Raw genomic sequence first — 20,835 nt, 5'->3', positions numbered from 1 at the left:
CCGCAGGTCAGTTCCGCCAGGCTCGGCAGGGGCACTCGTACTGAGGCCCCTGCCGGGAACCGGCAGACAAACAGGAGATAGACGTGATCCAGCAGGAGTCGCGACTGCGCGTCGCCGACAACACTGGTGCGAAGGAGATCCTTTGCATCCGTGTGCTCGGTGGCTCCGGTCGCCGCTACGCGGGCATCGGTGACGTCATCGTCGCCACCGTCAAGGACGCGATCCCCGGTGGCAACGTGAAGAAGGGTGACGTCGTCAAGGCGGTCATCGTTCGCACCGTCAAGGAGCGCCGCCGTCCGGACGGCTCGTACATCCGCTTCGACGAGAACGCCGCCGTCATTCTGAAGAACGACGGCGACCCTCGCGGCACCCGTATCTTCGGCCCGGTCGGCCGTGAGCTGCGCGAGAAGAAGTTCATGAAGATCATCTCGCTCGCGCCGGAGGTGCTGTAAGCATGAAGATCAAGAAGGGCGACCTGGTCCAGGTCATCACCGGTAAGGACAAGGGCAAGCAGGGCAAGGTCATCGCGGCCTACCCCCGCGAGGACCGTGTCCTGGTCGAGGGTGTCAACCGGGTCAAGAAGCACACCAAGGCCGGCCCGACCGCTCGCGGTTCCCAGGCCGGCGGCATCGTCACGACCGAGGCGCCGATCCACGTCTCCAACGTCCAGCTGGTCGTTGAGAAGGACGGCAACAAGGTTGTCACGCGTGTCGGTTACCGCTTCGACGACGAAGGCAACAAGATCCGCGTTGCCAAGCGGACGGGTGAGGACATCTGATGGCTACCACCACCACTCCGCGTCTGAAGACGAAGTACCGCGAGGAGATCGCGGGCAAGCTGCGTGACGAGTTCAAGTACGAGAACGTCATGCAGGTTCCCGGCCTCGTCAAGATCGTGGTCAACATGGGTGTGGGCGACGCCGCCCGCGACTCCAAGCTGATCGAGGGCGCCATCCGCGACCTCACCACGATCACGGGTCAGAAGCCGGCCGTCACCAAGGCCCGTAAGTCCATCGCGCAGTTCAAGCTGCGTGAGGGCCAGCCGATCGGTGCCCACGTCACGCTCCGTGGCGACCGCATGTGGGAGTTCCTGGACCGCACCCTGTCGCTCGCGCTGCCGCGCATCCGCGACTTCCGTGGCCTGTCCCCCAAGCAGTTCGACGGCCGTGGCAACTACACCTTCGGTCTCACGGAGCAGGTCATGTTCCACGAGATCGACCAGGACAAGATCGACCGTGTCCGGGGTATGGACATCACCGTGGTCACCACGGCGACCAACGACGCTGAGGGCCGCGCGCTCCTTCGTCACCTCGGCTTCCCGTTCAAGGAGGCGTGAGCGAGATGGCGAAGAAGGCTCTGATCGCTAAGGCTGCTCGCAAGCCCAAGTTCGGTGTGCGTGGCTACACCCGCTGCCAGCGCTGCGGCCGCCCGCACTCCGTGTACCGCAAGTTCGGCCTGTGCCGCGTGTGCCTTCGTGAGATGGCTCACCGTGGCGAGCTGCCGGGCGTGACCAAGAGCTCCTGGTAATCCCTGTTTTTAGGGATTCCTGAAGCTCTCGGTAAGCATCTGGGTCGGCAGGGGCCCTTCTCCGCATGCCTTAGGCTTGTGGGGTTGGGCGTCTGCCGCCCGTACGACTTACTACGCCGTAGGTCCACCGCGCCGCACCCGTCCCGTCTCGGATCGGGGAGAGGGATGGCGCACCAGGAAACCCCGGCGAGAGAGGCCGAAGGCCAATTCATGACCATGACTGATCCGATCGCAGACATGCTTACGCGTCTGCGGAACGCGAACTCGGCATACCACGACTCCGTGACGATGCCGGCATCGAAGATCAAGTCTCACATCGCGGAGATCCTCCAGCAGGAGGGCTTCATCACGGGCTGGAAGGTCGAGGACGCCGAGGTCGGTAAGAACCTCGTTCTCGAGCTGAAGTTCGGCCCGAACCGTGAGCGCTCCATCGCGGGCATCAAGCGGATCTCCAAGCCCGGTCTCCGGGTGTACGCGAAGTCCACCAACCTGCCGAAGGTGCTCGGCGGCCTGGGCGTGGCGATCATCTCCACGTCGCACGGGCTCCTCACCGACAAGCAGGCCGGCAAGAAGGGCGTGGGTGGGGAAGTCCTCGCCTACGTCTGGTAACGGAAGGGAACGGAGGAAACAGCTATGTCGCGTATTGGCAAGCTCCCCATCACGGTTCCCGCCGGCGTGGACGTCACCATCGACGGCCGTACGGTCTCGGTCAAGGGCCCCAAGGGCACGCTGACCCACACCGTCGTCGCGCCGATCGACATCGCTAAGGGCGAGGACGGCACCCTCGAGGTGACGCGCCCGAACGACGAGCGTCAGAACAAGGCCCTGCACGGCCTGTCCCGCACGCTGGTGGCGAACATGATCACCGGCGTGACCCAGGGTTACGTGAAGAAGCTCGAGATCAGTGGTGTCGGTTACCGCGTGACCGCCAAGGGTTCGAACCTCGAGTTCGCTCTCGGCTACAGCCACCCGATCACCGTCGAGGCCCCCGAGGGCATCACCTTCAAGGTGGAGGCCCCCACCCGGTTCTCGGTCGAGGGCATCGACAAGCAGAAGGTCGGCGAGGTTGCGGCCAACATCCGCAAGCTGCGCAAGCCTGACCCGTACAAGGCCAAGGGCGTCAAGTACGAGGGCGAAGTCATCCGCCGCAAGGTCGGAAAGGCGGGTAAGTAAGCCATGGCATACGGGCAGAAGATCCTCAAGGGCGACGCTTACAAGCGCGCCGCGATCAAGCGCCGTCACATCCGGATCCGCAAGAACCTTTCCGGTACGGCGGAGCGTCCCCGTCTGGTCGTGACCCGCTCCAACCGCCACATCGTGGCGCAGGTGATCGACGACCTCAAGGGCCACACCCTGGCGTCCGCGTCCACTCTGGACGCGTCCGTGCGCGGTGGCGAGGGCGACAAGTCCGCGCAGGCCAAGCAGGTCGGCGCCCTGGTCGCCGAGCGTGCCAAGGCCGCCGGTGTCGAGGCTGTCGTGTTCGACCGTGGTGGCAACCAGTACGCCGGGCGCATCGCCGCCCTGGCGGACGCCGCCCGCGAAGCCGGGCTCAAGTTCTGAGCCTGCCGTAGCTAGCGGAAAAAGAGAGAGGTAATTCCAATGGCTGGACCCCAGCGCCGCGGTGGCGGTGCCGGTGGCGGCGAGCGGCGGGACCGGAAGGGCCGTGACGGCGGCGCTGCTGCCGCCGAGAAGACCGCGTACGTTGAGCGCGTTGTCGCGATCAACCGCGTCGCCAAGGTTGTGAAGGGTGGTCGTCGCTTCAGCTTCACCGCGCTGGTCGTGGTGGGCGACGGTGACGGCACCGTGGGTGTCGGTTACGGCAAGGCCAAGGAGGTGCCGGCCGCCATCGCCAAGGGTGTTGAGGAGGCCAAGAAGCACTTCTTCAAGGTCCCCCGTATCCAGGGCACCATCCCCCACCCCATCCAGGGTGAGAAGGCTGCCGGCGTCGTGCTGCTCAAGCCCGCGTCCCCGGGTACCGGTGTTATCGCCGGTGGTCCGGTGCGTGCCGTGCTCGAGTGCGCCGGTATCCACGACATCCTGTCGAAGTCGCTCGGCTCCGACAACGCGATCAACATCGTGCACGCGACCGTGGAGGCCCTGAAGGGTCTGCAGCGTCCCGAGGAGGTCGCGGCCCGCCGTGGTCTGCCGCTCGAGGACGTCGCTCCCGCGGCTCTGCTGCGTGCGCGTGCCGGGGCGGGTGCGTGATGGCTCAGCTCAAGATCACGCAGGTCAAGTCCTACATCGGCAGCAAGCAGAACCACCGTGACACCCTGCGTTCCCTTGGTCTCAAGGGCATCAACACGCAGGTCGTCAAGGAGGACCGCCCCGAGTTCCGCGGCATGGTGCACACCGTCCGCCACCTCGTGACGGTCGAGGAGGTCGACTGATCATGGCGGAGCAGAACCCGCTCAAGATCCACAACCTCCGTCCCGCCCCGGGCGCCAAGACCGCCAAGACCCGTGTCGGTCGTGGTGAGGCGTCGAAGGGTAAGACGGCCGGTCGTGGTACCAAGGGTACGAAGGCTCGTTACCAGGTTCCGGAGCGCTTCGAGGGTGGCCAGATGCCCCTCCACATGCGTCTTCCGAAGCTGAAGGGCTTCAAGAACCCGTTCAAGACCGAGTTCCAGGTCGTGAACCTCGACAAGCTGGCCGCGCTCTACCCCGAGGGTGGCGAAGTCACCGTCGAGGGTCTGGTGGCCAAGGGTGCCGTTCGCAAGAACAGCCTCGTCAAGGTCCTCGGCCAGGGCGAGATCTCCGTGGCGCTGCAGGTGACGGTCGACGCCGTCTCCGGCTCCGCCAAGGAGAAGATCACCGCCGCCGGCGGTACGGTCACCGAGCTCGTCTGAGTCTCTCGGACGTCTCGATGACGTGAGCGATCCCGACCGGGGATACCCCACAAAAGGGGTATCCCCGGTCGGTCGTTCCACGGGTGGTGCTCTCGCCGGTAAGGTGGCCAGCACTGCCTACTTTCACTGGGTGCTTCCCATGGGGCACCCTGGGCGGCAGTTGGCCGTTAGATATTCGTCTGTATCCGTCGAACCTCAAGACCGTCACCCTTGACGCACTTGCGCGGGGGTCGCAGGAGGCACCGTGCTCACCGCGTTCGCCCGGGCGTTCAGGACGCCCGACCTGCGCAAGAAGCTGCTCTTCACGCTGGGCATCATCGTGGTCTACCGGGTCGGTACCCACATCCCGATCCCCGGCGTCAACTACAAGGCCGTCCAGCAGTGTGTGAGCGAGGCGGGGGCCAACCAGGGCCTGTTCGGTCTCGTGAACATGTTCAGCGGTGGTGCGCTGCTCCAGATCACGATCTTCGCGCTCGGCATCATGCCGTACATCACGGCCAGCATCATTCTTCAGCTGCTGACCGTGGTCATCCCGCGCCTGGAAGCCCTGAAGAAGGAGGGCCAGGCGGGCACGGCGAAGATCACGCAGTACACCCGGTATCTGACCGTGGCGCTCGCCATCCTCCAGGGCACCGGTCTGGTCGCCACCGCCCGCAGCGGCGCGCTCTTCAACGGCTGCTCGGTCGCGTCGAGCATCGTCCCGGACCAGGCGATCTTCCAGACGATCACCATGGTCATCTGCATGACCGCCGGTACGTGTGTCGTGATGTGGCTCGGTGAGCTGATCACCGACCGCGGCATCGGCAACGGCATGTCGATCCTGATGTTCATCTCGATCGCCGCGACCTTCCCGTCCGCGCTGTGGGCGATCAAGAAGCAGGGCACGCTGGCCGGCGGCTGGATCGAGTTCGGCACCGTGATCCTGGTCGGCCTGGTGATGGTCGCGCTCGTCGTCTTCGTCGAGCAGGCCCAGCGCCGCATCCCGGTGCAGTACGCGAAGCGCATGATCGGCCGTCGTTCCTACGGCGGTACGTCCACGTACATCCCGCTCAAGGTGAACCAGGCGGGTGTGATTCCCGTCATCTTCGCCTCCTCGCTGCTCTACATCCCGGCACTCGTGGCGCAGTTCGCGGGCGGCAACTCGAGCTGGAAGACCTGGATCACCAACAACCTGACCAAGGGCGACCACCCGATTTACATCACTCTGTACTTCTTGCTCATCGTTTTCTTCGCGTTCTTCTACGTGGCGATCTCCTTCAACCCCGAGGAAGTCGCCGACAACATGAAGAAGTATGGTGGCTTCATCCCGGGCATCCGGGCTGGCCGACCGACCGCTGAGTACCTCAGCTACGTACTCAACCGGATCACCTGGCCGGGTTCGCTGTATCTGGGTCTGATTGCTCTCGTGCCAACAATGGCGTTGGTCGGGTTCGGGGCGACGAACAACTTCCCGTTCGGCGGTACCAGCATCCTGATCATCGTGGGTGTCGGTCTCGAGACGGTGAAGCAGATCGAGAGCCAGCTCCAGCAGCGCAATTACGAAGGGTTCCTCCGCTGATGCGTATCGTCCTCGTCGGGCCGCCGGGTGCCGGTAAGGGAACGCAAGCCGTCCGCCTCGCAGAAGAGCTGAAAATCCCGCACATCTCGACGGGCGACCTGTTCCGGGCCAACATCAGCCGGCAGACCGAGCTGGGCATGGACGCGAAGTCCTACATGGACCGGGGCGAGCTGGTGCCGGACTCGGTCACCATCGCGATGGCCAAGGACCGCATGGAGCAGCCGGACGCGGAGAACGGCTTCCTGCTGGACGGCTTCCCGCGGAATGTCTCGCAGGCCGAGGCGCTGGACGAGCTGCTGACGACGGAGGCCATCAAGCTGGACGCCGTCCTGGACCTGGAGGTCCCGGAGGACGAGGTCGTCAAGCGGATCGCCGGCCGTCGCATCTGCCGCAACGACTCGTCGCACGTGTTCCACGTGACGTACAGCCCGCCGAAGAAGGAGGGCGTCTGCGACGTCTGCGGCGGTGAGCTGTACCAGCGCGACGACGACTCCGAGGGCACCGTCCGCAAGCGGCTCGAGGTCTACCACACGCAGACCGAGCCGATCATCGACTACTACAAGGCACAGGGCCTGGTCGTGACCATCTCCTCCCTGGGCCCCGTGGACGAGATCACGCAGCGGGCGCTGGAGGCCCTCAAGCGCGAGAAGGCCGAGCAGTAGAATTCGGCCCCTTCCGGCCGCGGTGCCCTCCGGGGTGCCGCGGCCGTACTGTTGTACAGATAACCCAGCCCACGTGAGTGACGGAGAGCGCAGGCCCCCCATGGTGCAGATCAAGACGCCGGAGCAGATCGCCAAGATGCGTGCGGCGGGCCTGGTCGTCGCCGCCATCCACGCGGCCACCCGTGAGGCCGCGGTCCCCGGCGCCACCACCAAGGACCTGGACGACGTCGCCCGCAAGGTCCTCGCCGAGCACAGTGCGAAGTCGAACTTCCTGGGGTACGGCGGCTTCCCCGCGACGATCTGCACCTCGGTCAACGACGTGGTCGTCCACGGCATCCCCTCCGACGACGTCGTCCTGAAGGACGGCGACATCATCTCCATCGACTGCGGCGCGATCATCGACGGCTGGCACGGCGACGCGGCCTACACCGCCTTCGTCGGCTCCGGCCACGCTCCGGAACTGGTCGAGCTGTCCCGGGTCACCGAAGAGTCGATGTGGGCCGGCATCGCAGCCATGAAGCAGGGCAGCCGCCTGGTCGACATCTCCCGGGCAATCGAGACCTACATCCGCCGCCAGCCGAAGCCCGGCGGCGGCAAGTACGGGATCATCGAGGACTACGGCGGCCACGGCATCGGCACCGAGATGCACATGGACCCGCATCTGCTGAACTACGTCGACCGCCGCCGCGGCAAGGGCCCCAAGCTGGTCCCCGGCATCTGCCTCGCGATCGAGCCGATGGTCTCCCTCGGCACCCCGCGTACGGAGGTCCTGTCGGACGACTGGACGGTCATCACCACGGACGGCACCTGGTCCTCCCACTGGGAGCACTCGATCGCCCTGACGGCGGAGGGCCCCCTGGTCCTCACCGCTCCCGACGGCGGCAAGGCGAAGCTCGCCGAGTACGGCATCACGGCCGCGCCGGACCCGCTGGCGTAATGATCTCCGGCCTGGGGCAGACTTCCTCGATTCGCCTTTCCGGGTGCGCCGACGTAGACTGACTCGTCGGCTCTCGTGCACCCGCATGTCCGCATGCTTGCGCACTCGCCTCCCGGGGTGAGTGAGAGAGTCGATCAAGGTAGTCGATTCGAAGGGCGAAGCGTGGCCAAGAAGCAAGGTGCCATCGAGATCGAGGGCACTGTCGTCGAGTCTCTGCCGAACGCCATGTTCAAGGTCGAGCTCCAGAACGGTCACCAGGTCCTGGCACACATCAGCGGCAAGATGCGTATGCACTACATCCGTATCCTCCCTGACGACCGGGTCGTGGTGGAGCTGTCTCCGTACGACCTGACGCGTGGCCGGATCGTCTACCGGTACAAGTAGATCTTGCCCGCGCCCCGGGCCCGCCCGGAGCGATGGCACTGACCCGGAGAACCTCACCAATGAAGGTCAAGCCGAGCGTCAAGAAGATCTGCGACAAGTGCAGGGTGATCCGCCGTCACGGCCGGGTCATGGTCATCTGCGAGAACCCGCGCCACAAGCAGCGCCAGGGCTGACGCACGACCATCTCCCTCTGCACCGCTATCGCAGAGTCTTCGCGCGACGCGAGCTGAATTTGTTCATACGCAGAACCCGAGCCCGACGCGGCTCGACACCCTCGGTTCGGAGGCCGAGGACCCAGTTCGTACCTGATACGGCGGCTGGGAACCGGTTCTGCGGAAGACCTCCGAAGATCACCAGGAGCCATTGAATGGCACGCGTTTCCGGTGTTGACATCCCGCGCGAAAAGCGCGTGGAGGTCGCCCTCACCTACGTGTTCGGCATCGGCCGGACCCTCTCGCAGGAGACGCTGGCTGCGACCGGCGTCGACCCGAACACCCGCGTCCGTGACCTGACTGAAGAGCAGCTGGTCGCGATCCGCGAGTACGTCGACAGCAACATCAAGACCGAGGGTGACCTTCGTCGCGAGATCCAGGCCGACATCCGCCGCAAGGTCGAGATCGGTTGCTACCAGGGTCTGCGTCACCGTCGCGGTCTGCCCGTCCGCGGTCAGCGCACCAGCACGAACGCTCGTACCCGCAAGGGCCCGCGTCGCGCCATCGCCGGCAAGAAGAAGCCGGGCAAGAAGTAGTCCGCAGCGGACTCGCCGTCCAGCGGTCTTCGCTGTAGGACCGACCACCTCCCTGTAGGAGTTATAGATGCCCCCCAAGGGTCGTCAGGGCGCTGCCAAGAAGGTGCGCCGCAAGGAAAAGAAGAACGTCGCTCACGGCCACGCGCACATCAAGAGCACGTTCAACAACACGATCGTCTCGATCACGGACCCGTCCGGCAACGTGATCTCCTGGGCCTCCGCCGGCCACGTCGGCTTCAAGGGCTCCCGGAAGTCCACGCCGTTCGCCGCGCAGATGGCCGCCGAGTCGGCTGCCCGCCGCGCCCAGGAGCACGGCATGCGCAAGGTCGACGTGTTCGTCAAGGGCCCGGGTTCCGGTCGTGAGACCGCGATCCGCTCCCTGCAGGCCACGGGCCTCGAGGTCGGCTCCATCCAGGACGTCACCCCGACCCCGCACAACGGCTGCCGTCCGCCCAAGCGCCGCCGCGTCTGAGGTCTGGCTGCTTGTCGGATTCGGGCGGTACGGCTCCTTCGGGCCGTGCCGCCCGTACCCTTGCAATACCCGCACTTTTCAGGGGTGCGGTTTCCGTCGGGCGTCAAATAGCGGGCGTCCACGAAAGAAGGATCTGATCCACACATGCTGATCGCTCAGCGTCCCTCGTTGACCGAAGAGGTCGTCGACGAGTTCCGCTCCCGGTTCGTGATCGAGCCGCTGGAGCCGGGCTTCGGCTACACCCTCGGCAACTCCCTCCGCCGTACGCTCCTGTCGTCGATCCCCGGCGCTGCTGTCACCAGCATCCGCGTCGACGGCGTCCTGCACGAGTTCACCACCGTGCCGGGCGTCAAGGAGGACGTCACCGACCTGATCCTCAACATCAAGCAGCTGGTCGTCTCCTCGGAGCACGACGAGCCGGTCGTGATGTACCTGCGCAAGCAGGGCCCGGGTCTGGTCACCGCCGCCGACATCGCGCCCCCGGCCGGTGTCGAGGTGCACAACCCCGACCTCGTCCTCGCCACGCTCAACGGCAAGGGCAAGCTGGAGATGGAGCTGACCGTCGAGCGCGGTCGCGGTTACGTCTCCGCCGTGCAGAACAAGCAGGTGGGCCAGGAGATCGGCCGTATCCCGGTCGACTCGATCTACTCGCCGGTTCTCAAGGTCACGTACAAGGTCGAGGCCACGCGTGTCGAGCAGCGCACCGACTTCGACAAGCTGATCGTCGACGTCGAGACCAAGCAGGCGATGCGTCCGCGTGACGCCATGGCCTCCGCCGGTAAGACCCTGGTCGAGCTGTTCGGTCTCGCCCGCGAGCTGAACATCGACGCCGAGGGCATCGACATGGGCCCGTCCCCCACGGACGCCGCCCTTGCCGCCGACCTGGCGCTGCCGATCGAGGAGCTGGAGCTCACGGTCCGCTCCTACAACTGCCTCAAGCGTGAGGGCATCCACTCCGTGGGTGAGCTCGTCGCCCGCTCCGAGGCCGACCTCCTGGACATCCGCAACTTCGGTGCGAAGTCCATCGACGAGGTCAAGGCGAAGCTGGCCGGCATGGGCCTGGCGCTCAAGGACAGCCCGCCCGGATTCGACCCCACGGCCGCTGCCGACGCCTTCGGCGCCGACGACGACGCGGACGCGGGCTTCGTGGAGACCGAGCAGTACTGATCTCCACCCACTCCGGGGTCCGCTGCGACGGACCCCGGATCTCCGACAGGCGACCGCCTGCTCGGATACTGACTTCGGTACCTGATACGGCCGGGGCAGACACACAGGAGAAGAACCATGCCGAAGCCCACCAAGGGTGCCCGTCTGGGCGGCAGCGCCGCGCACGAGAAGCTGCTCCTCGCGAACCTCGCGAAGAGCCTCTTCGAGCACGGCCGCATCACCACCACCGAGGCGAAGGCGCGCAAGCTGCGTCCGTACGCCGAGCGTCTGGTCACCAAGGCGAAGAAGGGCGACCTTCACAACCGCCGTCAGGTGCTCCAGGTGATCACGGACAAGAGCATCGTGCACACGCTCTTCACCGAGATCGGCCCGCGCTACGAGAACCGTCCGGGTGGCTACACCCGCATCACCAAGATCGGTAACCGCCGTGGCGACAACGCGCCCATGGCCGTCATCGAGCTGGTCGAGGCGCTGACGGTGCAGCAGCAGGCCACCGGCGAGGCCGAGGCCGCCACCAAGCGTGCGGTCAAGGAGGCCGAGGAGGCCAAGGCCGCGGAGACCACCGAGGCTCCGGCCGAGGAGGCCGCTGCCGAGGAGTCCAAGGACGCCTGAGGCTCTGCCTTGAGCTGAGCGGGTCCGCCCTTCACCGGGCGGGCCCGCTTTTGCGTACCTGAGAGGATCCAGGAGTGAGTGAAGTACAGCCCGGACACGTCCGTATCCGCCTCGACCTGTCCTACGACGGCGCCGACTTCCACGGCTGGGCCAAGCAGGCCGGCGGCAAGCGGACCGTGCAGGCGGAGATCGAGGACGCCCTGCGGACGGTGACGCGTACGAAGGACACGACGTACGAGCTGACCGTGGCCGGGCGGACCGACGCGGGTGTGCACGCGCGCGGGCAGGTGGCCCATGTGGATCTGCCGGCCGAGCTGTGGGCGGAGCACCGGGAGAAGCTGCTGAAGCGGCTCGCCGGGCGGCTGCCCAAGGACGTACGGGTCTGGAGCCTGACGGAGGCTCCCGAGGGTTTCAACGCGCGCTTCTCGGCGATCTGGCGGCGCTACGCGTACCGGGTCACCGACAGTCCCGGGGGAGTGGACCCCCTGCTGCGGGGCCACGTCCTGTGGCACGACTGGCCGCTCGACGTGGACGCCATGAACGAGGCCGCGCGGGCGCTGCTCGGCGAGCACGACTTCGCCGCCTACTGCAAGCGGCGTGAGGGTGCGACCACGATCCGTACGCTGCAGGAGCTGAGCCTCGTGCGCGGGTCCGACGGGATCATCACCGCGACCGTGCGCGCCGACGCCTTCTGCCACAACATGGTGCGCTCGCTGATCGGCGCGCTGCTGTTCGTCGGGGACGGGCACCGCGGGCCCGAGTGGCCCGGCAAGGTGCTGGCCGCGGGTGTGCGGGACTCCGCCGTCCATGTCGTACGGCCGCACGGGCTGACCCTGGAGGAGGTCGGCTACCCCGCCGACGAGCTGCTGGCCGCGCGCAACAAGGAGGCGCGGAACAAGCGCTCGCTTCCGTCGGCGGGGTGCTGCTGAGCTACTGGTTCGCCGCCGCGGACGCCTGGGCCTGCCCCCGGCGGTAGATCTGGTTGAAGATGAAATCCTGCAGGTTGGTGCCGGTGGTGAAGACCTGCGTGTCCTTGCCGGTGACGTTCTTGCCGTCGGTGAAGCCGACCGTCGTGAAGTAGGCGTAGCGGCCGACGGCGTTCGTGGTGGTCAGACAGACCGCGGCGTTGCAGAAGTCCTTGACGCCCTTGCCAGGCAGGGCGCGCACCATGGCGTTCTTGGCGGCCTGGGCCTTGACCTTCGTGGCCTCGGCCTGGGAGTCGAAGACGGCGACTCCGACGGTGGCCGCGACACCGCCGTGGGTGTAGGTCGCGCGGATCAGCCGGGTGCAGCCGTTGGCGGTGAGGATCTTCGGCAGTTTGCCGCCGGCCGCGGTGGCGCAGCTCGTGGTGTCGGCCGTGGCGCCCTTCTTGTACACGGTGTCGCCCATGGTCAGCTGGGTGCCCGGGAAGAGGGTGCCGGCGCTGAGCGGGGCGGTGTCCTTCTTGGAGCTGGATATGAAGTCCTTCGGGTCCAGCGGCGGCGGGGCGCTGGTGGGTGCGAAGGACGGCGTGGCCGAGCCGCTCGGCACGGAGGCGCTGGCGGGCAGGTTGGTCGGGTTGCCCGAGGCGTGGTTGTCCCCGTTCGCGGACACGACGGCCAGGGCCACGGCGGTGCCGACGGCGACGGTGGCCAGCGCGCCGCCGCCGATGAACAGCAGCTTGCGGCGCTTGTTCCGGGTCTCGGAGGCCTCGGCGAGCGCGGCCCAGTCCGGAGTCCCGTCGTCGCCGCCGTTGGTCCATGGCTGCTGGGAATTAGGTTTCCAGGGATCCCACTGAGACTGGGGTCCCCCCTGCCCGTAACTCATGGGGCGCATCTTAGACGGGGGCCGTGGGGTGCCGGAGCGCGTCGGGCGGCATGCCGCGTTTGTCCGTCGACATGTGGGGGAAGGGACTCGTTTTGACCCGTCCGGGGGCTGGCAGGTAACCTGCTTCTTCGTTGTGTATTGGCTTGCTCATTCTCACGGGACGGGCCCTTACACCGGTCCACCGGGCCGATGACCAGCGATCAGCACGCGGTTTGCGTCACCGCGGTGCGGTCGAGGCTGTCGTGATCGTTTCGGTGACCTGTTCAGGACCATTCACTCGAAGCGAAGGCTACGAACCGTGCGTACGTACAGCCCCAAGCCCGGCGATGTGACGCGCCAGTGGCACGTCATCGACGCTCAGGACGTTGTCCTGGGCCGTCTCGCCACCACCGCCGCGTCCCTCCTGCGGGGCAAGCACAAGCCGATCTACGCGCCCCACGTCGACACCGGTGACTTCGTCATCATCGTCAACGCCGACAAGGTGCACCTCTCCGGCAACAAGCGGACCCAGAAGATGGCGTACCGCCACTCCGGCTACCCGGGCGGTCTGCGCTCCGTCCGCTACGACGAGCTGCTGGACAAGAACCCCGAGAAGGCCATCGAGAAGGCCGTCAAGGGCATGCTCCCCAAGAACACGCTGGGCCGTCAGATGCTCTCGAAGCTGAAGGTCTACAAGGGTGACGTGCACCCGCACGCTGCGCAGCAGCCGGTGCCGTTCGAGATCACCCAGGTCGCGCAGTAAGTCCGGCCACCCCCTAAGACTGAAGAGAATCTGAGGAGAATCGTGGCCGAGACCACTGCCGAGCAGCCGATCGAAGAGATCGACATCGAGAGCTACACCACCGAGTCCGAGGTCCCCGTCGAGGGTGAGTACACCTCGGAGTCCATGGCCTCCCGCTTCGGCGAGCCCCAGCCGGCCGCCGGCCTGGGTCGTCGCAAGAACGCCATCGCCCGCGTCCGGATCGTCCCGGGCACCGGCAAGTGGAAGATCAACGGTCGCACCCTCGAGGACTACTTCCCGAACAAGGTGCACCAGCAGGAAGTCAACGAGCCCTTCAAGGTGCTCGAGCTCGAGGGCCGTTACGACGTCATCGCCCGCATCGCGGGTGGCGGTGTCTCCGGTCAGGCCGGTGCGCTCCGTCTCGGTGTCGCCCGTGCGCTGAACGAGGCGGACGTCGACAACAACCGCGGCGCGCTCAAGAAGGCCGGCTTCCTCAAGCGCGACGACCGTGCGGTCGAGCGCAAGAAGGCCGGTCTGAAGAAGGCCCGCAAGGCCCCGCAGTACAGCAAGCGCTAAACAGCAGCTGCCTGCTCGTACTCCGAACGCCCCGGCGGCACGCCACATGTGCCGTCGGGGCGTTCGTTTATCCCAGCCAAGGGCGTATAACGACACAAGACGCTCAGCCGCTCAGCGGCTTGTGTGATCGCATGTTTCCTCAGGAGGACAAGTGGGACGACTCTTCGGCACGGACGGTGTGCGCGGTGTCGCCAACGCGGATCTGACCGCCGAGATGGCGCTCGGCCTCTCCGTGGCCGCGGCGCACGTGCTGGCAGAGGCGGGCACTTTCGCGGGCCACCGGCCGAAGGCGGTGGTCGGGCGGGATCCGCGCGCGTCCGGTGAGTTCCTGGAGGCGGCCGTGGTCGCGGGCCTCGCGAGCGCCGGCGTGGACGTCCTGACCGTCGGCGTCCTGCCGACCCCCGCGGTGGCGTATCTGACCGGCGCGCTCGGCGCCGATCTCGGCGTGATGCTCTCCGCCAGCCACAACGCCATGCCGGACAACGGCGTCAAGTTCTTCGCCCGCGGCGGCCACAAGCTCGCCGACGAGCTGGAGGACCGCATCGAGGCGGTGTACGAGTCCCACCGGCACGGCGAGCCCTGGCAGCGGCCCACCGGCGCGGGCGTCGGGCGCGTGCGGTCGTACGAGGAGGGCTTCGAGCAGTACGTCAGCCACCTTCTCGGCGCGCTGCCGAACCGGCTCGACGGGCTGAAGATCGTCCTGGACGAAGCGCACGGCGCGGCCTCGGGGGTCTCGCCGGAGGCGTTCTCCCGGGCGGGCGCCGAGGTCGTCACCATCGGTGCCGAGCCCGACGGGCTCAACATCAACGACGGCTGCGGCTCGACCCACCTGGGCCAGCTGAAGGCCGCCGTCCTGGAGCACCGCGCCGACTTCGGCATCGCCCACGACGGCGACGCCGACCGCTGCCTGGCCGTGGACCACACCGGCGAGGAGGTCGACGGCGACCAGATCCTCGCCGTGCTCGCGCTGGACCTGCGGGAGCGTTCCGCTCTGCGGTCCGACACGGTCGTGGCGACGGTCATGTCCAACCTCGGCTTCAAACTGGCCATGGAGCGGGCCGGGATCCGGCTCGTGCAGACCGCCGTGGGCGACCGGTACGTGCTGGAGGAGATGAAGGAGCACGGGTACGCCCTGGGCGGCGAGCAGTCCGGGCACGTGATCATCCTCGACCACGCCACCACCGGTGACGGCACGCTGACCGGGCTGCTGCTGGCGGCGCGGGTCGCCCAGAGCGGTCGTACGCTGCGGGAGCTGGCGTCTGTCATGGAGCGGCTGCCGCAGGTGCTGATCAACGTCCCGGACGTGGACAAGTCGCGTGTGGGTACGTCTGCCGACCTTGCCGCTGCCGTTGCCGAGGCCGAGCGGGAACTCGGGGCGACCGGGCGGGTGTTGTTGCGGCCTTCCGGTACCGAGCCGTTGGTGCGGGTGATGGTGGAGGCCGCGGACATCGATCAGGCTCGGTCTGTCGCCGGGCGGCTCGCCGATGCGGTGAAGTCGGCATTGGGCTGATGTTCGGGCAGGGGGTGCCGGGAACCGCGCGGCGTGGCTCGTCGCACGGTTCCCCGCACCCCTTCCGGTCAACTACAGCTTGCGCAGCCTCAGTCGCTGCACCTTGTGGTCGGGGCCCTTGCGGACCACCAGGGCGGCCCGGCCGCGGGTGGGGGCGATGTTCTCGACCAGGTTGGGCTTGTTGATCGTCCGCCAGAGGGTGCGGGCGTAGTCGAGGGCCTCCTCCTCGGAGACCTGGGTGTACTTGCGGAAGTACGACGACGGGTTCTGGAACGCCGTCTGGCGCAGCTTCTTGAAGCGGTTGAGGTACCAGCGCTCGATGTCCTCGGCGCTCGCGTCGACGTACACGCTGAAGTCGAAGTAGTCCGCGAGGCCGACCCGGGTGCGGCCGTCCTTGCCGGGCAGGGCGGGCTGGAGGACGTTCAGGCCCTCGACGATCAGGATGTCCGGGCGGCGGACGGTCAGGCGCTGGTCCGGGAGGATGTCGTAGATCAGGTGGGAGTAGACGGGCGCCGTCACCTCGTCCTTGCCGGCCTTGATGTCGGCGACGAAACGGGTCAGGGCCCGGCGGTCGTAGGACTCGGGGAATCCCTTCCGCGACATCAGGCCGCGGGCCTCCAGCTCCCGGGTGGGCAGCAGGAAGCCGTCCGTCGTGACCAGCTCCACGCGCGGGTGTTCGGGCCAGCGTGAGAGCAGGGCCTGCAGCAGGCGGGAGACGGTGGACTTGCCGCAGGCCACGGAGCCGGCGACACCTATGACGAACGGGGTGCCCGACTGGGAGCCCTTTTCGCCGAGGAACGTGTTCAGCGCCCCTCTGAGTCCGTCCGTGGCGCCGACGTAGAGGTTGAGGAGCCGGGAGAGCGGGAGGTAGACGTCCCGCACCTCGTCCAGGTCGATGACATCGCCCAGACCGCGCAGCTTCTCCACCTCCTCGGCGGTGAGCGGCAGCGGCGTCTTCTCGCGCAGCGCGCTCCACTCGGCGCGGGTGAGATCGACGTAGGGAGTCGCCTCCGGCCTGTGCCGGTGGGCGCTCCGGGGCATCGAGGAGACCGGTGAGATCACATTCCATTGTTAACGGAGTTTGAACTCGGTGGCGGGTGGGGTCCGTCACGCGCCCGGTCCGGCCGACCGGGTGTCGAGGGGCGTTCGAGCGTGCGGAGCGGTTCGAGCGCAAGAAGAGGTTCGTACGACGGTGGGAAATTCCGATTTCGGGCAGGCGGAGGCCTGATCGGGCCGTTCCGGGGTCGTAGGCTGCGGCGCATGTGCGGAATCGTGGGATACGTAGGGTCGCAGTCGGCGCTCGATGTCGTGATGGCCGGGCTGAAGCGGCTGGAGTACCGGGGGTACGACTCGGCCGGAGTCGCCGTGCCGGCGGACGGCGGGCTGGCCGCGGCGAAGCGGGCCGGGAAGCTGGTCAACCTGGAGAAGGAGCTGCTCGAACGGCCGTTGCCGGCGGGCGCGACCGGCATCGGCCACACCCGGTGGGCCACACACGGCGGCCCCACCGACGGCAACGCCCATCCCCACCTCGACAACGCGGGCCGGGTCGCCGTCGTTCACAACGGCATCATCGAGAACTTCGCGCTCCTGCGCGGCGAACTGGCCGAGCGGGGCCACGAGCTGACGTCCGAGACGGACACCGAGGTGGTCGCCCATCTGCTCGCCGAGGAGTTCTCGGCGACCGCCGACCTGGCGGAGGCCATGCGGCTGGTGTGCCGGCGGCTGGAGGGAGCGTTCACGCTGGTCGCGGTGCACGCCGACGCGCCGGACGTGGTCGTGGGCGCGCGCCGCAACTCGCCGCTGGTCGTGGGCGTCGGCGAGGGCGAGGCGTTCCTGGCCTCCGACGTCGCCGCGTTCATCGCGCACACGCGCTCCGCGATCGAGCTGGGGCAGGACCAGGTGGTGGAACTGCGCCGCGACGGCGTGACGGTGACGGGCTTCGACGGCAGCCCGGCCGAGGTCCGCAGCTACCACGTGGACTGGGACGCCTCCGCCGCCGAGAAGGGCGGCTACGACTACTTCATGCTCAAGGAGATCGCCGAGCAGCCCAAGGCGGTCGCCGACACACTGCTCGGCCGGATCGATCCGTCGGGCTCGCTGACGTTGGACGAGGTACGGATCTCGCCCTCCGAGCTGCGCGAGATCGACAAGGTCGTCATCGTCGCCTGCGGTACGGCCTTCCACGCCGGGCTGATCGCCAAGTACGCCATCGAGCACTGGACGCGCATCCCGTGCGAGGTGGAGCTGGCCAGCGAGTTCCGCTACCGGGACCCGATCCTGGACGGCCGCTCCCTGGTGATCGCCATCTCCCAGTCCGGCGAGACCATGGACACCCTGATGGCGCTCAGGCACGCCCGTGAGCAGGGCTCCAAGGTGCTGGCCATCTGCAACACCAACGGCTCGACCATCCCGCGCGAGTCGGACGCGGTGCTGTACACGCACGCCGGCCCCGAGGTCGCCGTCGCCTCCACCAAGGCGTTCCTGACCCAGCTGGTGGCCTGCTACCTGGTGGCGCTGTATCTGGGCCAGGTGCGCGGCACCAAGTGGGGCGACGAGATCCAGGCCGTCATCAAGGACCTCTCCCGGATCTCGGTGGAGGTCGAGCGGGTCCTGGAGACCATGGAGCCGGTGCGGGCGCTCGCGCGGACGCTGGCGTCGAAGGACACGGTGCTCTTCCTCGGCCGGCACGTGGGCTACCCGGTCGCCCTCGAAGGCGCGCTCAAGCTCAAGGAACTCGCCTACATGCACGCCGAGGGCTTCGCCGCGGGCGAGCTGAAGCACGGGCCGATCGCGCTGATCGAGGAGGACGTGCCGGTGGTCGTGGTCGTACCCTCCCCGCGCGGCCGCTCGGTCCTGCACGACAAGATCGTCTCCAACATCCAGGAGATCCGGGCCCGCGGGGCGCGCACGATCGTGATCGCGGAGGAGGGCGACGAGACGGTGGTCCCCTACGCCGACCACCTGATCCGTATCCCGGCCACCCCGACCCTGCTCCAGCCCCTGGTCGCCACCGTCCCCCTCCAGGTCTTCGCGTGCGAGCTGGCCACCGCGCGGGGCAACGAGGTGGACCAGCCGCGCAACCTGGCCAAGTCGGTCACGGTGGAGTGAGCCCCCGCGGCTCAGTGCACCGACAGGCCGCCGTCCACGAAGAGCGAGTGGCCGGTGACGTAGGCGGAGGCGCGGCTCGCGAGGAACACGGCCGCGCCCTCGAAGTCCTCGGCGAGACCGTTGCGGCCGGTCATCGTGCGCGCGGCCAGCGCCGCCACCTTCTCGGGGTCGACGGCCAGCCGCTCGTTCAACGGCGTCATCACGAAGCCCGGCACCAGCGTGTTGACGGTGACGCCGTACGGCGACCAGGCCTCCGCCTGCGAGCGGGCCAGCGACTCCAGCCCGCCCTTGGAGACGCCGTAGGCACCGCTCTGCACGAAGGCGCGGTGGGCCTGCTGCGAGGTGACGTGGATGATCCGGCCGAAGCCCCGCTCGGCCATGCCGGGCCCGAACCGCCGCCCCAGCAGGAAGGGCGCCTCCAGGTTCACGGCCAGGGTGGCGTCCCACACGTCCTCGCCCAGTTCGCTCATCGGCGGCCTGAGGTTGATTCCGGCGGAGTTGACGAGGATGTCGGGCTCCCCGAAGACCTCGGCCGCCTCCTCGGCCGCCGCACGCACCCCGTCCCGGCTGCCCAGATCGCCGGCGACCCAGGCCGCCCGCCCGCCGGCGGCTCTCAACTCGTCGACCGTGTCGGTGAGTTGTTCCTTCCGCCGGGCCACGACCACCACCCGGGCGCCGGCCCGCGCCAGCGCCCCGGCGATGGCCCGGCCGATGCCGGAACTGCCTCCGGTCACCAGGGCGGTGCGGTCGTCCAGCGAGAACAGGTCGCGGAGATAGGTCTGGGATGTCATGGGCCGGAGCGTAGACGGCACGCGACCGGCGGCACAGGGGCGAACGAGGGACGCGGTCCCGCCGGGCGACCGTAGGCTGCCCGGCATGAGCATCATCGGAGTGGGGATCGATGTCGCCGAGATCGACCGGTTCCGGGCGTCGCTGGAGCGTACGCCCGGGCTGGCCGACCGGCTGTTCGTGGCGGCGGAGCTGCTGCTGCCCAGCGGGGAGCGGCGCGGGATCGCCTCGCTCGCGGCCCGGTTCGCGGCCAAGGAGGCGCTGGCGAAGGCCCTGGGGGCGCCGCCCGGGCTGCACTGGACCGACGCCGAGGTGTACGTCGAGGACAGCGGGCAGCCCCGGTTGCGGGTGCGTGGGACCGTGGCCGAGCGGGCCGCGGAACTGGGCGTGCGGTCCTGGCACGTGTCGTTGAGTCACGACGCCGGTGTCGCCTCGGCGGTGGTGGTCGCCGAGGGGTGAGCGGTCCGGGTGTAACGGGCGGGGGTTGCGGGGCAGACTCGGTGCCATGCGTACTGCGTACAGCGTGGAGACGGTAAGGGCGGCCGAACGGGCCCTCATGGCGCGGCTGCCGGAGGGCGCGCTGATGCAGCGGGCCGCCGCGGGGCTGGCCGCTGCCTGTGCGGAGCTGCTCGGGCGGGTGTACGGCAGCCGGGTGGTGCTGCTCGTCGGCAGCGGGGACAACGGCGGGGACGCCCTGTACGCGGGGGCGCGGCTGGCCCGGCGCGGGGCCGGCGTGACGGCCGTCCTGCTCGCGCCCGAGCGCGCGCACGCCGGTGGGCTGGCGGCGCTGCGCCGGGCGGGCGGTGTCGTGGCCCGCGCCGCCGTCGAGGAGGCGATCGAGCGGGCCGACCTCGTCGTGGACGGGATCGTCGGGATCGGCGGCAGGGGCGGGCTGCGGCCCGAGGCGGCGGCCCTGGCCGATGCCGCCGGGCGCGCGCGGGCCGCCGTGGTGGCGGTGGATCTGCCCAGCGGGGTCGAGGCCGGCACCGGGGAGGTGCGGGGGGCCGCGGTCCGGGCCGACCTCACCGTGACCTTCGGCGCGTACAAGCCCGGACTGCTGGTCGATCCGGCGCGGGAGTACGCAGGTGTCGTACGGCTGGTCGACATCGGGCTGGAACCGCCGGGCGAGGGCGAGCTGGAGGCCTTGCAGCACGCCGATGTGGCGCGGCTGCTGCCCGTGCCGGGCGCGGAGAGCGACAAGTACCGGCGGGGCGTCGTCGGGATCGCGGCCGGGTCCGCGCGCTATCCGGGGGCGGCCGTGCTCGCCGTGTCCGGGGCGCTGCGGGGCGGGGCGGGGGCCGTACGGTACGTCGGTCCGGCCGGGGACGCGGTCATCGCCCGCTTCCCGGAGACGCTCGTGTCCGATCAGGGGCCGGCGAAGGCGGGGCGGGGGGAGGCCTGGGGGGGGGGGGGG

Annotated in this window: 29 protein-coding genes; 26 read left to right on the top strand and 3 right to left on the bottom strand. The window is 68.4% G+C overall.

The features are described from left to right. Positions 1-83 precede the first annotated feature (83 nt). From rplN to truA, 20 genes are all read left to right on the top strand, one after another. Positions 84-452: a 50S ribosomal protein L14 gene (gene rplN, locus ADK64_RS23815; RefSeq protein WP_003998823.1), complete on the top strand. Its 369-nt coding sequence runs from the start codon at positions 84-86 to the stop codon at positions 450-452. 2 nt (positions 453-454) lie between these two features. Continuing rightward, on the top strand, positions 455-778 hold the full coding sequence (gene rplX / locus ADK64_RS23810; RefSeq protein ID WP_030671805.1) for a 50S ribosomal protein L24: 324 nt from the start codon (positions 455-457) through the stop codon (positions 776-778). Further along, positions 778-1,335 carry a 50S ribosomal protein L5 gene (rplE, locus tag ADK64_RS23805; RefSeq protein ID WP_053661885.1) on the top strand — a complete coding sequence of 186 codons (558 nt, stop codon included), beginning with the start codon at positions 778-780 and terminating at the stop codon, positions 1,333-1,335. The genes rplX and rplE overlap by 1 nt, the downstream gene beginning before the upstream one ends. Before the next feature lie 5 nt (positions 1,336-1,340). Beyond that, the gene (locus ADK64_RS23800) at positions 1,341-1,526 is read left to right on the top strand and encodes a type Z 30S ribosomal protein S14 (protein WP_003948630.1); all 186 of its coding nucleotides are present in this window, start codon (positions 1,341-1,343) and stop codon (positions 1,524-1,526) included. 210 nt (positions 1,527-1,736) lie between these two features. After that, positions 1,737-2,135 carry a 30S ribosomal protein S8 gene (gene rpsH / locus ADK64_RS23795; protein ID WP_007384075.1) on the top strand — a complete coding sequence of 133 codons (399 nt, stop codon included), beginning with the start codon at positions 1,737-1,739 and terminating at the stop codon, positions 2,133-2,135. A gap of 24 nt (positions 2,136-2,159) precedes the next feature. Next, positions 2,160-2,699: a 50S ribosomal protein L6 gene (gene rplF / locus ADK64_RS23790; protein ID WP_053661884.1), complete on the top strand. Its 540-nt coding sequence runs from the start codon at positions 2,160-2,162 to the stop codon at positions 2,697-2,699. A 3-nt stretch (positions 2,700-2,702) separates the two neighbouring features. Further along, a complete protein-coding gene (rplR, locus tag ADK64_RS23785; RefSeq protein ID WP_053661883.1) occupies positions 2,703-3,086 on the top strand; it encodes a 50S ribosomal protein L18 in 384 nt (127 codons plus the stop codon). 39 nt (positions 3,087-3,125) lie between these two features. Beyond that, a complete protein-coding gene (gene rpsE / locus ADK64_RS23780) occupies positions 3,126-3,731 on the top strand; it encodes a 30S ribosomal protein S5 (protein ID WP_015658456.1) in 606 nt (201 codons plus the stop codon). Continuing rightward, positions 3,731-3,913: a 50S ribosomal protein L30 gene (rpmD, locus tag ADK64_RS23775; RefSeq protein WP_003974250.1), complete on the top strand. Its 183-nt coding sequence runs from the start codon at positions 3,731-3,733 to the stop codon at positions 3,911-3,913. Before rpsE ends, rpmD begins: the two co-directional genes overlap by 1 nt. Positions 3,914-3,915: 2 nt before the next feature. After that, complete coding sequence (gene rplO / locus ADK64_RS23770; protein ID WP_023547373.1) at positions 3,916-4,371, top strand: 50S ribosomal protein L15; 456 nt, start codon at positions 3,916-3,918, stop codon at positions 4,369-4,371. A gap of 244 nt (positions 4,372-4,615) precedes the next feature. Next, positions 4,616-5,929 carry a preprotein translocase subunit SecY gene (gene secY, locus ADK64_RS23765; protein ID WP_053661882.1) on the top strand — a complete coding sequence of 438 codons (1,314 nt, stop codon included), beginning with the start codon at positions 4,616-4,618 and terminating at the stop codon, positions 5,927-5,929. Beyond that, a complete protein-coding gene (locus ADK64_RS23760; protein WP_053661881.1) occupies positions 5,929-6,591 on the top strand; it encodes an adenylate kinase in 663 nt (220 codons plus the stop codon). Before secY ends, ADK64_RS23760 begins: the two co-directional genes overlap by 1 nt. A gap of 100 nt (positions 6,592-6,691) precedes the next feature. Beyond that, positions 6,692-7,528, top strand: a complete 837-nt coding sequence (map, locus tag ADK64_RS23755) for a type I methionyl aminopeptidase (RefSeq protein ID WP_053661880.1) — start codon at positions 6,692-6,694, stop codon at positions 7,526-7,528. A 162-nt stretch (positions 7,529-7,690) separates the two neighbouring features. Then, entirely contained in the window at positions 7,691-7,912 is a 222-nt protein-coding gene (gene infA, locus ADK64_RS23750) for a translation initiation factor IF-1 (protein WP_003948620.1), read from the top strand. Positions 7,913-7,971: 59 nt separating this feature from the next. Further along, positions 7,972-8,085, top strand: coding sequence for a 50S ribosomal protein L36 (gene rpmJ, locus ADK64_RS23745; protein WP_003998809.1), 114 nt, complete (start codon positions 7,972-7,974; stop codon positions 8,083-8,085). A 194-nt stretch (positions 8,086-8,279) separates the two neighbouring features. After that, positions 8,280-8,660 carry a 30S ribosomal protein S13 gene (rpsM, locus tag ADK64_RS23740; RefSeq protein ID WP_053661879.1) on the top strand — a complete coding sequence of 127 codons (381 nt, stop codon included), beginning with the start codon at positions 8,280-8,282 and terminating at the stop codon, positions 8,658-8,660. Positions 8,661-8,727: 67 nt separating this feature from the next. Continuing rightward, entirely contained in the window at positions 8,728-9,132 is a 405-nt protein-coding gene (gene rpsK, locus ADK64_RS23735) for a 30S ribosomal protein S11 (protein WP_003956432.1), read from the top strand. Positions 9,133-9,276: 144 nt separating this feature from the next. Beyond that, entirely contained in the window at positions 9,277-10,299 is a 1,023-nt protein-coding gene (locus tag ADK64_RS23730) for a DNA-directed RNA polymerase subunit alpha (RefSeq protein WP_053661878.1), read from the top strand. 117 nt (positions 10,300-10,416) lie between these two features. Beyond that, positions 10,417-10,911, top strand: coding sequence for a 50S ribosomal protein L17 (rplQ, locus tag ADK64_RS23725; protein WP_053661877.1), 495 nt, complete (start codon positions 10,417-10,419; stop codon positions 10,909-10,911). 74 nt (positions 10,912-10,985) lie between these two features. Then, a complete protein-coding gene (gene truA / locus ADK64_RS23720; protein ID WP_053661876.1) occupies positions 10,986-11,840 on the top strand; it encodes a tRNA pseudouridine(38-40) synthase TruA in 855 nt (284 codons plus the stop codon). A gap of 1 nt (position 11,841) precedes the next feature. On the opposite strand, the gene ADK64_RS23715 is transcribed toward truA, so the two are convergent. Continuing rightward, a complete protein-coding gene (locus tag ADK64_RS23715; protein WP_053661875.1) occupies positions 11,842-12,717 on the bottom strand; it encodes a hypothetical protein in 876 nt (291 codons plus the stop codon). Positions 12,718-13,015: 298 nt separating this feature from the next. On the opposite strand from ADK64_RS23715, the gene rplM reads away from it, so the two are divergent. The 3 genes from rplM to glmM all read left to right on the top strand — a co-directional run bounded on the left by rplM (position 13,016) and on the right by glmM (position 15,524). Then, complete coding sequence (rplM, locus tag ADK64_RS23710; protein ID WP_053661874.1) at positions 13,016-13,459, top strand: 50S ribosomal protein L13; 444 nt, start codon at positions 13,016-13,018, stop codon at positions 13,457-13,459. 42 nt (positions 13,460-13,501) lie between these two features. After that, complete coding sequence (rpsI, locus tag ADK64_RS23705) at positions 13,502-14,014, top strand: 30S ribosomal protein S9 (RefSeq protein WP_053661873.1); 513 nt, start codon at positions 13,502-13,504, stop codon at positions 14,012-14,014. A gap of 151 nt (positions 14,015-14,165) precedes the next feature. Beyond that, positions 14,166-15,524 (top strand): phosphoglucosamine mutase, encoded by a 1,359-nt coding sequence (gene glmM / locus ADK64_RS23700; protein ID WP_053661872.1) that lies wholly within the window; start codon positions 14,166-14,168, stop codon positions 15,522-15,524. A 72-nt stretch (positions 15,525-15,596) separates the two neighbouring features. On the opposite strand, the gene coaA is transcribed toward glmM, so the two are convergent. Beyond that, positions 15,597-16,565, bottom strand: a complete 969-nt coding sequence (gene coaA, locus ADK64_RS23695) for a type I pantothenate kinase (protein ID WP_053661930.1) — start codon at positions 16,563-16,565, stop codon at positions 15,597-15,599. Positions 16,566-16,784: 219 nt separating this feature from the next. Between coaA and glmS the strand changes: the two genes are divergently transcribed. Continuing rightward, on the top strand, positions 16,785-18,632 hold the full coding sequence (glmS, locus tag ADK64_RS23690) for a glutamine--fructose-6-phosphate transaminase (isomerizing) (protein WP_078992800.1): 1,848 nt from the start codon (positions 16,785-16,787) through the stop codon (positions 18,630-18,632). 11 nt (positions 18,633-18,643) lie between these two features. Here glmS and ADK64_RS23685 read toward each other — a convergent pair whose 3' ends face one another. Continuing rightward, positions 18,644-19,423, bottom strand: a complete 780-nt coding sequence (locus ADK64_RS23685; protein WP_053661870.1) for an SDR family NAD(P)-dependent oxidoreductase — start codon at positions 19,421-19,423, stop codon at positions 18,644-18,646. Positions 19,424-19,508: 85 nt separating this feature from the next. Here ADK64_RS23685 and ADK64_RS23680 point away from each other — a divergent pair, with 85 nt between their 5' ends. Both ADK64_RS23680 and ADK64_RS23675 read left to right on the top strand, forming a co-directional pair. Next, on the top strand, positions 19,509-19,880 hold the full coding sequence (locus tag ADK64_RS23680) for a holo-ACP synthase (protein WP_053661869.1): 372 nt from the start codon (positions 19,509-19,511) through the stop codon (positions 19,878-19,880). Positions 19,881-19,926: 46 nt separating this feature from the next. After that, on the top strand, positions 19,927-20,835 hold a 909-nt coding region (locus ADK64_RS23675), incomplete at its 3' end, for an NAD(P)H-hydrate epimerase (protein ID WP_107093065.1).

The organism is Streptomyces sp. MMG1121, from assembly GCF_001280015.1.
GTDB lineage: Bacteria > Actinomycetota > Actinomycetes > Streptomycetales > Streptomycetaceae > Streptomyces.
This window is presented reverse-complemented; position numbering and strand designations above follow the sequence as displayed.

What these genes read in the sequence shown, in the direction of transcription:
- ADK64_RS23760 (WP_053661881.1), top strand. Translation starts at nt 5,929, where the DNA reads ATGCGTATCGTCCTCGTCGGGCCGCCGGGTGCCGGTAAGGGAACGCAA.
- rplQ (WP_053661877.1), top strand. Translation starts at nt 10,417, where the DNA reads ATGCCGAAGCCCACCAAGGGTGCCCGTCTGGGCGGCAGCGCCGCGCAC.
- rpsE (WP_015658456.1), top strand. Translation starts at nt 3,126, where the DNA reads ATGGCTGGACCCCAGCGCCGCGGTGGCGGTGCCGGTGGCGGCGAGCGG.
- rplR (WP_053661883.1), top strand. Translation starts at nt 2,703, where the DNA reads ATGGCATACGGGCAGAAGATCCTCAAGGGCGACGCTTACAAGCGCGCC.
- ADK64_RS23800 (WP_003948630.1), top strand. Translation starts at nt 1,341, where the DNA reads ATGGCGAAGAAGGCTCTGATCGCTAAGGCTGCTCGCAAGCCCAAGTTC.
- rpsM (WP_053661879.1), top strand. Translation starts at nt 8,280, where the DNA reads ATGGCACGCGTTTCCGGTGTTGACATCCCGCGCGAAAAGCGCGTGGAG.
- coaA (WP_053661930.1), bottom strand. Translation starts at nt 16,565, where the DNA reads ATGCCCCGGAGCGCCCACCGGCACAGGCCGGAGGCGACTCCCTACGTC.
- ADK64_RS23685 (WP_053661870.1), bottom strand. Translation starts at nt 19,423, where the DNA reads ATGACATCCCAGACCTATCTCCGCGACCTGTTCTCGCTGGACGACCGC.
- rplX (WP_030671805.1), top strand. Translation starts at nt 455, where the DNA reads ATGAAGATCAAGAAGGGCGACCTGGTCCAGGTCATCACCGGTAAGGAC.
- rpsK (WP_003956432.1), top strand. Translation starts at nt 8,728, where the DNA reads ATGCCCCCCAAGGGTCGTCAGGGCGCTGCCAAGAAGGTGCGCCGCAAG.
- rplE (WP_053661885.1), top strand. Translation starts at nt 778, where the DNA reads ATGGCTACCACCACCACTCCGCGTCTGAAGACGAAGTACCGCGAGGAG.
- rplF (WP_053661884.1), top strand. Translation starts at nt 2,160, where the DNA reads ATGTCGCGTATTGGCAAGCTCCCCATCACGGTTCCCGCCGGCGTGGAC.
- rpsH (WP_007384075.1), top strand. Translation starts at nt 1,737, where the DNA reads ATGACCATGACTGATCCGATCGCAGACATGCTTACGCGTCTGCGGAAC.
- ADK64_RS23715 (WP_053661875.1), bottom strand. Translation starts at nt 12,717, where the DNA reads ATGAGTTACGGGCAGGGGGGACCCCAGTCTCAGTGGGATCCCTGGAAA.
- glmS (WP_078992800.1), top strand. Translation starts at nt 16,785, where the DNA reads ATGTGCGGAATCGTGGGATACGTAGGGTCGCAGTCGGCGCTCGATGTC.
- map (WP_053661880.1), top strand. Translation starts at nt 6,692, where the DNA reads ATGGTGCAGATCAAGACGCCGGAGCAGATCGCCAAGATGCGTGCGGCG.
- rplO (WP_023547373.1), top strand. Translation starts at nt 3,916, where the DNA reads ATGGCGGAGCAGAACCCGCTCAAGATCCACAACCTCCGTCCCGCCCCG.
- rpmJ (WP_003998809.1), top strand. Translation starts at nt 7,972, where the DNA reads ATGAAGGTCAAGCCGAGCGTCAAGAAGATCTGCGACAAGTGCAGGGTG.
- ADK64_RS23730 (WP_053661878.1), top strand. Translation starts at nt 9,277, where the DNA reads ATGCTGATCGCTCAGCGTCCCTCGTTGACCGAAGAGGTCGTCGACGAG.
- ADK64_RS23680 (WP_053661869.1), top strand. Translation starts at nt 19,509, where the DNA reads ATGAGCATCATCGGAGTGGGGATCGATGTCGCCGAGATCGACCGGTTC.
- rpmD (WP_003974250.1), top strand. Translation starts at nt 3,731, where the DNA reads ATGGCTCAGCTCAAGATCACGCAGGTCAAGTCCTACATCGGCAGCAAG.